The sequence below is a fragment of the Paenibacillus sp. J31R109 genome, from assembly GCF_059692055.1.
Genome location: NZ_JCAUAR010000015.1, coordinates 172520 through 181537 on the forward strand (window position 1 = coordinate 172520; position 9018 = coordinate 181537).

Annotated in this window: 5 protein-coding genes; 1 reads left to right on the forward strand and 4 read right to left on the reverse strand. The window is 49.4% G+C overall.

Annotated features, from left to right (window positions below):
• Positions 1–13: 13 nt before the first annotated feature.
• From AC58QT_RS28070 to AC58QT_RS28085, 4 genes are all read right to left on the reverse strand, one after another.
• Positions 14–931 (reverse strand): hypothetical protein, encoded by a 918-nt coding sequence (locus AC58QT_RS28070; RefSeq protein WP_497411871.1) that lies wholly within the window; start codon positions 929–931, stop codon positions 14–16.
• An 85-nt stretch (positions 932–1016) separates the two neighbouring features.
• Positions 1017–2216, reverse strand: coding sequence for a class-II aminoacyl-tRNA synthetase family protein (locus AC58QT_RS28075; protein WP_497411872.1), 1200 nt, complete (start codon positions 2214–2216; stop codon positions 1017–1019).
• Positions 2217–2223: 7 nt separating this feature from the next.
• Positions 2224–2475, reverse strand: coding sequence for an acyl carrier protein (locus AC58QT_RS28080; protein ID WP_310501010.1), 252 nt, complete (start codon positions 2473–2475; stop codon positions 2224–2226).
• 39 nt (positions 2476–2514) lie between these two features.
• The gene (locus tag AC58QT_RS28085; RefSeq protein WP_497411873.1) at positions 2515–5778 is read right to left on the reverse strand and encodes an FG-GAP repeat domain-containing protein; all 3264 of its coding nucleotides are present in this window, start codon (positions 5776–5778) and stop codon (positions 2515–2517) included.
• Positions 5779–6042: 264 nt separating this feature from the next.
• Here AC58QT_RS28085 and AC58QT_RS28090 point away from each other — a divergent pair, with 264 nt between their 5' ends.
• Entirely contained in the window at positions 6043–8595 is a 2553-nt protein-coding gene (locus AC58QT_RS28090; RefSeq protein WP_497411874.1) for a U32 family peptidase, read from the forward strand.
• The last annotated feature ends 423 nt before the right edge of the window (positions 8596–9018 follow it).

Genomic DNA, 9018 nt, shown 5'->3' on the forward strand with positions numbered 1-9018 from the left:
ACCAAGTAAAGCATCACGAGGTAGATGAGGATTTCGACGGTTTTCCTAAGGAATTTAACCATGTGTCAACCTCCTTCGTAAATAGCGGCGCACCATTTTCTCGGTTTAGGTGAACGAGGTCATGGAAATAACGCGGATCGTAGGTGTGCATCAAATCCAATGTGGGTATGTTCGCAGCCTTTAGCTGGGCGTTAACCGCATCCTTCAGTGAAGCGACATAGGGAGGATCGGCATAGCCTTTGTTCCACGGCATCCAAATCACACGCAGTGCGAGCTTATGCTCGTCTGCATACTGGATTACCCACTGCAGGGCATCCAGATTATCTTGAAAATCCTTCAAGGTCATGGCGCCGAACCGTTTGTCGTAGTCGTCCCATTTAAGCTTTAACGCTGCGTCGTCCTTGCGGCCTGGGTACAATTCCTTATCAATCCAGCGCGGCTCGTAAGCCAGACTGCCTTTGCTTAAATTGCGAGCAAACTCCACACCGGAATCACGGAAGTAATCGCGGTACGTATACACGTAGGGCTGGTACCAAGGTTTGAACCACTGGTAAGTGGGATCGGTTTCAAGCGGGTCGAGCATGGTATGCACGTCGATCCCGATGACGAGCTCATTCTGTACTTGGTACAGGTTGTCTTTCAGGATGCCCTTTAAATCAGTCAGCTTACCGTAGGAAAGCCCCATCTCCACCAAAGGATGCTCAGACTTCTCTTCGATATAAGCACCCGTAACGGCCGAATTACCGAAGAAAACTGGACCCGATTGGGACCAGCTATGGTGGTAGAGTGTTTTGGTGAAGTCGTTTTTGTAAAAACGGCGTGAAGACGCCATCGGGTTCCACCAAGAAATGAGTAGGTCGGAGACGACGATGGCGAGCAAAAGGCCGAGTGCAAAGCTATTTTTTTTGAGAAAAGCAGCGGTTGCTTTCAATAGAATCACTCATTATCTTCGTAGTGGTTAAAATGAAAACCCAAGGACTCGTTCATAGGAGACGAGCACCCTGGGGTAATTGAACTTACAAAGCCTTCTCTTGCCAAGTGTTGTACTGCTCACGGAACGTGGCAGGCCATTGCGCCTCATCGAGGCCATATTGCGCCAAGAATGCGAATGCCCAGCGCTCGATACCGAAACCTACGCAGCCAGTGACAGCGTTACGTTTGCCCATTTTGATATTAAAAGCGTTGCCGAACGTATTGCTATGGAAATTAACGGAGGAACATGCAATGGACTTCTTCACATGCGGAATGTTCAGGCGAAGTTCGTACTTCATCTCCTGATTACGTTGGAACGACGCTTTTACCTGAAAATCATTGGTGAAGAAGGGATCGTTCGCAATTTCCAATAAGCTGTCTACTTGCCATTCAACAGCCAACTCTTTTAAATACTCAATGGATTTCAAACGATTCTCTTTCACGAACTCAGGCTTACCGACGAAAATAATTTCACGCATCGAGAAATCAAGCAGGCGACCGAAATCGGAATGGTTCTTGGACTCGAAACGATGACATTTCGCAATCGCCGTCACAACAATGCCGTCGCCTTCCAAAGTTTCGTTCTCAAGTCCTTCATAGCAGTGGTAACACGTAGAAGGGTTCATCATGAAGTTAGGCTTCACCATGTTGTTATCCAGCGCCAAAGGCTTCTCTTGATCCCAACCACCAGCTTCTCGGATCGTTTGGGAGAAGGCCTCGATGACATCGAGATCCTCACGCAGATGCGTCACGAAATGAATGTGCTCAGGGAATGAAGTGAAATGATTCGTTTTGTTTAACGTATGACTATTGATAACCGCAGGGTATTGTTCTTCTTGAACACCTTCGAAACGTCTCGCAATTTTACTAACGAACGAGTAGTCAAGGAAACGCATTAGACTAGAGAAAGGTTCACGGAAGATAAAGAGACCAGGCTCTAGCACTTTAATCGCTTTACGCTCAGCCAGTTCAGCAATAATATCGCCTTCATAAGGCGTGTCGACTTTATTTTCGAATAAAATATTTTCTTTAAATCCGAAATCACCATGGGAGAAACGTTCAATCAGCCGCTCAACACGTGAAGTAATCCCTTCGTCGCCGTTAGGAGAGTTATGGGTGATGATGATTTCTCCATCGAGTAGAAGAATTTCTTGAATATGCTCATCGGCGAAAGCTGATGCGTATTTGACTTGACCATGCTGGCTTTCAGCAAGGCCTGTAAGTGGAATTTTAACTGTACTCATGAATCCCTTACCTCGCAGTCTTCTTGGAAATAAATTCGGCAATCTCACTCACCGTGTTCATTGGGTAAAGCATCAAATCCTGATTCGTTACTTGCAGATTGTATGTCTTCTCGATATGAGCGATAAGTGCAGTCGCCCCAACGGAATCAATGAACCCATAATCGAACAAATGAACATCAACATCGAAATCGTCATCATCCTCGGCAATTTCGTAACGCTCGCGAATATGCTGTTCTAGCTCTTCCAATAAATTAGACATGGGGATAGCCTCCTGATTTAAATATAAAGTCATGTAGAGTTACTGTGCAGGCGCGACAGGACCGGTAAAAGTAAGTGTCGTCACATCTCCGTATCGGGTCAGCGTGTATGTGTTAGTTGGTGCATCAAAAGTAAGTTTAACATCATCAGAAGGATTGAACTTGAGTTCACTCGTACTAAAAAATTTCACTTGCTGTAAACCTGCGGAGTCGAGCTTCAACTGATAGGTGCTGCCTTCACCAGAAAGGGTAAAAGGGACATTTGAACGGACAACATGGAACTGTTGCGTTGACGGGCCCACACGAATGTCAGTTTTCTTCGCTAATCCAAGATACAACTTGTTCTCAATTGTCGTGTAGACATCAGAATCACTTTGTAAGGAATATAGCGCGAGCTTGTCTCCTTTTTCAATGATGACGCCTAACGTATTCGCATACTCTTCCGCTAATTCAGAAACACCTGACGTTACAGGTGAGAATGTGGCATGGAAGTGGGGATTGCCTGCGCTGAGACGATCCTTTAATCGATCCCACAGGTAGGAGCCCCAGGTTTGGCTAATCTTCACATCGCTTTGCATCGCGGTCAAGAAGGATTGGGCCATCTGTGTTTCCGACATAAAGTTATAATCATGCTTAGTACGAAGCTTGTCAAAGTACACAGCAAATTCGGTTAAATTGGCAACCTTGATAGGATCAGGGAAATGGTATTCAATATGCTCAAAATAATCAATGGGCATATCCAGTTTGACCATCGACTCGAATACATCGGTGTTTGCATTGTCACCCGCTGGTCGTAAGACCGGCGTCGGTGCATGGATGAGCATCGTTGCATCGGTCTTTCCTTGCCCATCTTGCAAAAGGAAAGGAAGCGACCAAATCGATTCTGGTCGAGCGAGCACAGGTGATTCGGCAGGTAAGAAACCGAAGTTGTACCACATACCATGCTCTTTCTCGGTAAGAAGCGTCTGATCATGATCTTGATTATTAATCCGCCAGGTATGCTGATTCGTACCGGGATGGAGCCAAGGAATGCCAAGCTTTTTGAAAGCTTGTTGATGCAGGTTAACCTCTATTTTTTCGTCATCAGCACTTTTAAAATTATGTACAAAAATATGCGGATTTAGTTGTAAATGATTCTTCTGCGCATAGTCAATGAACTCGTTTAACTCCGCTTTATACGGGAAGTGCGGATTATCGATTGACACTGGAGATCCGAATTCGATACCACCCACGATGAGGTCGTCGTTGCCATCGTGATTGAGATCCAACCATAAAGGAACGGAATAATGACCAGCAACCAACGCGTGGTTACCGACTTGGTTCAAGGTTGTTCCCTCGAGGGGACCTACATCTGTCCAAGAACCAGCATCTTCTTGGATGAACACTTGAAGGTCCCCGTCACTGCTGCCGACCACGAGATCCGGTCGGCCGTCGCCGTTGAGGTCACGCACCGCTGGCGCGGCGTGTGTAGCGCGGTTGGGCAGCGGGAATAGCGTGCTGCCTTGGTCAAGATCCAAGGCCGCTGCGCTGCGGCCCCAGTACAGCCACACTCGTCCATCGGCTGCGCCTAGGACGAGGTCGAGCTTGCCGTCGCCGTTCACGTCGGCGACGGCTGGCGCTGCAGGCCCTCCGGGCAGCTGCAGCGCTTTCCCGCCCGCGAGCACAGCCGCGGGCTTGCCGAACCTGCCGCCCGCGAGCTGCGGCAGCTGCCACACCCTGCCGGACTCGTCTGCGACGACGAGGTCGGTGCGGCCATCTCCGTTCACGTCAGCGGCGTGAACGGCACTGTAAGGGCTGAGCTGGAGCGGTGCACCGCTCTCCAGCAATAACCGGGCAGGCGCGCCGAACGTGTCGGGCAGCGCCATGCCCTTCGGCGGCGGCTCGCTGACGTAAGCCGCCTCATCCTTGCCAAGATTCGTGTAGACATACACGAATCCATCCGCGCTGCCGACGACGAGGTCGGTGCGGCCGTCGCCGTTCAGATCCGCGGCGGCGGGGTACGCGCGGTACGGCAGTTCAATCGCGGATTGCAGATCGCGATACGGTCCGTACGTGGCTTGCCTTAATGGAATGCCGGCAGCCATCACGTGCAGTCCGCTCGCGTAGCCGGAGCCGGGCAACTCACCCACGAACGACGGCTTCGCGTTCGTTCCTGTATTGAGCTGCACCGTCACGCTCTCGCGCCATTCACCCCAGTAGAAGGCGTTGCGCACGAGTGTAAACGAGGGAACCTCGTTATACTCTTTCAGCTTCTCCGTCCAAGCGATGCCGTCTTTTTGCTCAATCGCCGGCATCGCCTCAAAATGGTTCTGAAACGCCATCGCAGGCCGTCCATAAGGACCAAGGCTCTTCTTCACGCTGTATCCGAGCGTTTCCTTCGAAACATAGGCGAGCAGCTCACTGCGGTACTGCATATTCGCCGCCGCGAAAGCGAAGTTAAAATAGGGCTCAATCGGCAGAGCTCTTTTATTGAAGTAAGTTGTTCCTGGTGTTGCTTTGCTAGTCATAAAGTATTTCTCAGCGAACTGGGCAAAGCCTAACTTCGGATCGGCTCCGCTCGCCATATCGAAGCCCGTAGGGAAGTAGCGATTAGGCAATAAATTACTGCTAATGAGCACGGTACCTTTGCCTACACGATTGTGTAAGACAAGGGAGACAGGCTGCTTCGACTCGAATGCTTTATACATATTGACTACGGATTGTCCTGTAGATGGACCGAAGCCAAATCCAAGATGAAATCCAGGCATATCGTCCATGCCATTATGCTTGAGATAGCTTTGTGTAAACAATTGAAACGATTGCTGAATGCCCTGTAAATTAACAGACACCTGTGGATAGCCAAGCGTCAGCGAATCTACGGTCTGAGGGCTTAAAACTAAGTTGCCGATCGGCACTTTTTTCAAATCAACAAGTTGTTCAGCACCAAGAAAATCTAGCGGAAAGCGGTCGCCGAACTCATTTTCCAACAAAAGATGTCCGCCCTTTTTCACATAGCTCATAAGCTTATCTGTTTGCTTAGACCAGGTGGGATCTTGCGCTAGCGCAGGATCCAGATATAAAGCGTCATAGGAGCGCAATTGGCGAGCCGATAGAGAAGTAATGCTTTTTCTATCAATTTGAACACCAGCTTGCAAGGTTTGTTGGAAATTACTATACGCTGCGGTATCGTAAGAATCACCGCTTGTTGCGTAAAGAAGCTTAGTTTCCACATGTTTTGGTAAAAATAATAGCAAGAGCACGATGAGCAATAAGCCGAGGCTTAGCCCTATCAGGTATTGGAGCACACGAATTTTCGACAAATTCAAAAGGATCCCTCGATTGCTAGAAAGATTGCAATTCATCCTTTGCGAAGCATAGGAGAATTGTCAATAAAGGTCACTATCCTTGCCATTATAGCATTCATGGGTACGTTTGTTAACTTCTAAAGGCATTGCTGTATGGCAGCATTGTCGAATATTGGCTTTCTGTGCAGTTATCTCCTGCCCTAGATTCCTACCTATCGTTTCTGTTACACTAAAGAGAAGACTTTGAGGATTACCCGAGGATTGATATTGAAAGGATTTGCTGCCATGCGTACGATACGCAGAGAAGATGTAGAATTATTGGCCCCTGCGGGGGATTGGGATTGTTTGCGAGCGGCTGTTGCCAATGGGGCGGATGCCGTGTTTTTTGGTGTGGAGAAATTTAATGCGAGAGCGAGAGCACATAACTTTACGATGGCAGAGCTGCCGGATATTATGTCGTTCCTTCATCTATATGGTGTTCAAGGTTTCTTGACGTTTAACATTCTCGTGTTCGAAGAAGAGTTGAACGATGCGAAGCAGTTAATTGATGCTTGTGTTGATGCAGGCGTGGATGCCGTGATCGTGCAGGATTTGGGCTTGGTTAAAATGATTCGTGAAATCTCACCGGATTTCCCGATCCACGGTTCAACGCAGATGACGATTACATCGCCAGAAGCGGTTGAGTTTACGAAGCCGTTTGACATCGAACGTGTTGTTCTTGGTCGTGAGAATAACCTTAAACAAATTAAACAAATCGGCGATCAGGCGAAGCTTCCGATGGAAGTCTTCGTGCATGGTGCTCTTTGTGTGTCCTATTCGGGACAATGCTTAACCTCCGAAATGTGGGGAGGCCGTTCCGCTAACCGTGGAGAATGCGCGCAAGCTTGCCGTTTGCCGTATGATCTGATGGTGGACGGTGAGCAAAAACCGATGGGTGACGTCACGTACCTGTTGTCGCCAAAAGACTTGGCGGCGATTGAAATCGTGCCGGAGCTAATCGAAGCGGGCGTTCGTTCTTTTAAAATTGAAGGGCGTCTGAAGACCCCTGAGTATGTGGCCAACGTCGTGAGCAAATATCGTCGCGCGATTGACCGTTATTTTGATGGGCAGGACGCGCGTCCGTCGAAAGAAGAAGTACGTGAGCTTCAGCAAAGCTTCTCACGCGGGTTTACGGTTGGGTTCCTGCAAGGAACCAACAACAAGCAGTTGGTTGACGGCACGTTTCCGAAGAGCCGTGGGGTTTTCGTGGGCCGTATCAAGCAGATTCTGCGCGATGCGGTGATCTGTGAGCTGGAGGCGCCGCTGAAGCGCGGCGATGGGCTTGTCTTCGACGCGGGAGACCCGACGAAGAAGGAAGAAGGCGGGCGCATCTACGATTTGCGCCGCAAGGGTGAGAAACTCGAGGGTGAAGCCGAGGGTGGATTGATCGAGATCGTCATGGGCCGCAACGATGTAGAGCTTGGCCGTTTGCACGTGGGCGATCGTATCTGGAAGACGAACGATCCAGCTTTGGACAAACGCCTTCGCCAGACGTTTGAAACGGATAAGCCTTACCGGACATTCCCGGTAAGCGTTCGAGTGACCGGCGTCCTCGGCGAGACGCTGAAGAGCTGGTGGACGGATGTACGCGGTGGCCACACCGTCTTCGTACAATCCGAACTTCCGCTGGTTCAAGCGGAAAAAAGACCCATGGACGAACAGCTCTTCACCGAGCAGTTCGGACGCCTGGGCGGCACGATTTATGAGCTTGCCGAGCTGGATGTCCAGCTGGACGGCGCGCTGATCGTGCCGATGCGCGAGTTGAACAGCATGCGCCGCATGGCTGTCGAGCTCATGGAAGACGAGCGGCAGAAGCCGCGCGCGTACATCAAGCGCGAAGTCGGCGTGTATGACGACGTGCCGACTTCTGTGACCGAGCATCACGCTGCTGTTACCGCTGTGAATGCACCTGCTTTATCCCTCGCGGATCGTAACGCGGTCGAGTTGACTGCTTTGTGCCGTAACTTGGAGCAAGTGAAGGCAGTTCTTGCAACGACGGACGTTGGCTTAATCTACGCTGATTTTGAATTTATTAAGCAGTTTCCTGCTGCGGTTGAAGCCGTACATGCCGCTGGGCGCAAGATCGCGCTCGTGACACCACGGATTCATATGCCAGGGGAAACAGGCTATTTTAACAATATACTGAAGCTGAAACCAGATGCGGTTCTTATTCGGAATACAGGCGCAGCCTATTATTTCTTGAAGCACCGCTTTGAGAATCCGGATGCACCGCAACCGCAGCTGATCGGTGACTTCTCACTGAATATTGCCAATCATAAAGCTGCTGATTTGTTCTTGGCTGCAGGGCTTTCCAAGGTTACGCCTTCGTATGACTTGAACATTCAGCAGATGGTTGACTTGCTTCGCCGCGCGGAGACCTCTAAGCTGGAGGTTGTCATTCATCAACATATGCCGATGTTCCACACGGAACACTGTGTATATTGTACGTTCCTGAGCGAAGGAACGGACTTTACGAACTGTGGTCGTCCATGCGAGGAGAAGCGCGTATCCTTGCAGGATCGCGTTGGGATGTCCCATCCAGTGCGTGTGGATGAAGGTTGCCGGAATACGGTGTACAACGCGATAGATCAGTCTGGTGCCGAGTATTTGAACCACTTCATGGATCTGGGCATCCGCTCGTTCCGTGTCGAGTTCTTGGAAGAGACGCCAGAGAAAGTAACGGAAATTCTTGATTTGTACCGCAAAGCGATCGATGGCCAAATCAGCGGGACGCAAGTATGGCGTTCACTGAAGGCGACGAACCAGTTGGGGGTAACAAAAGGTACGTTGGTCAAATAAGTAGTTGCGCCTAGTGCGCTTAGCCGCCTCACGACGATTAGTGTCGGGGGCGGTTTTTTGTCGTGTTGGTAAGGGAGGCGGCAAATAAGAACTCGCCATGGCCTTATTTGTCCAGAAAAGCTTCAAATAGCTGAAATAAGAACTCTACGAGTCTCTATTTCAGCTATTTCCGCGTAAAAAGCACCAAATTAGGGCAAATAAGAACTTGCCATGGCCTTATTTGTCCAGAAAAGCTTCATCTAGTTGAAATAAGAACTCTGCGAGTCTCTATTTCAGCTATTTTCGCGTAAAAAGCACCAAATTAGGGCAAATATGCATCTAGAATAAAAAGTGGACGTCTCTTAGTGTAGAAGTAATAATAATCTTAACTATGAACTAAGAGGTGTTTGTCCATGAGCGATTCAAGACAACGATATAATGAAA

Coding starts and splice junctions, on each gene's coding strand:
- AC58QT_RS28075 (WP_497411872.1), bottom strand. CDS start 2,216: ATGAGTACAGTTAAAATTCCACTTACAGGCCTTGCTGAAAGCCAGCAT.
- AC58QT_RS28080 (WP_310501010.1), bottom strand. CDS start 2,475: ATGTCTAATTTATTGGAAGAGCTAGAACAGCATATTCGCGAGCGTTAC.
- AC58QT_RS28090 (WP_497411874.1), top strand. CDS start 6,043: ATGCGTACGATACGCAGAGAAGATGTAGAATTATTGGCCCCTGCGGGG.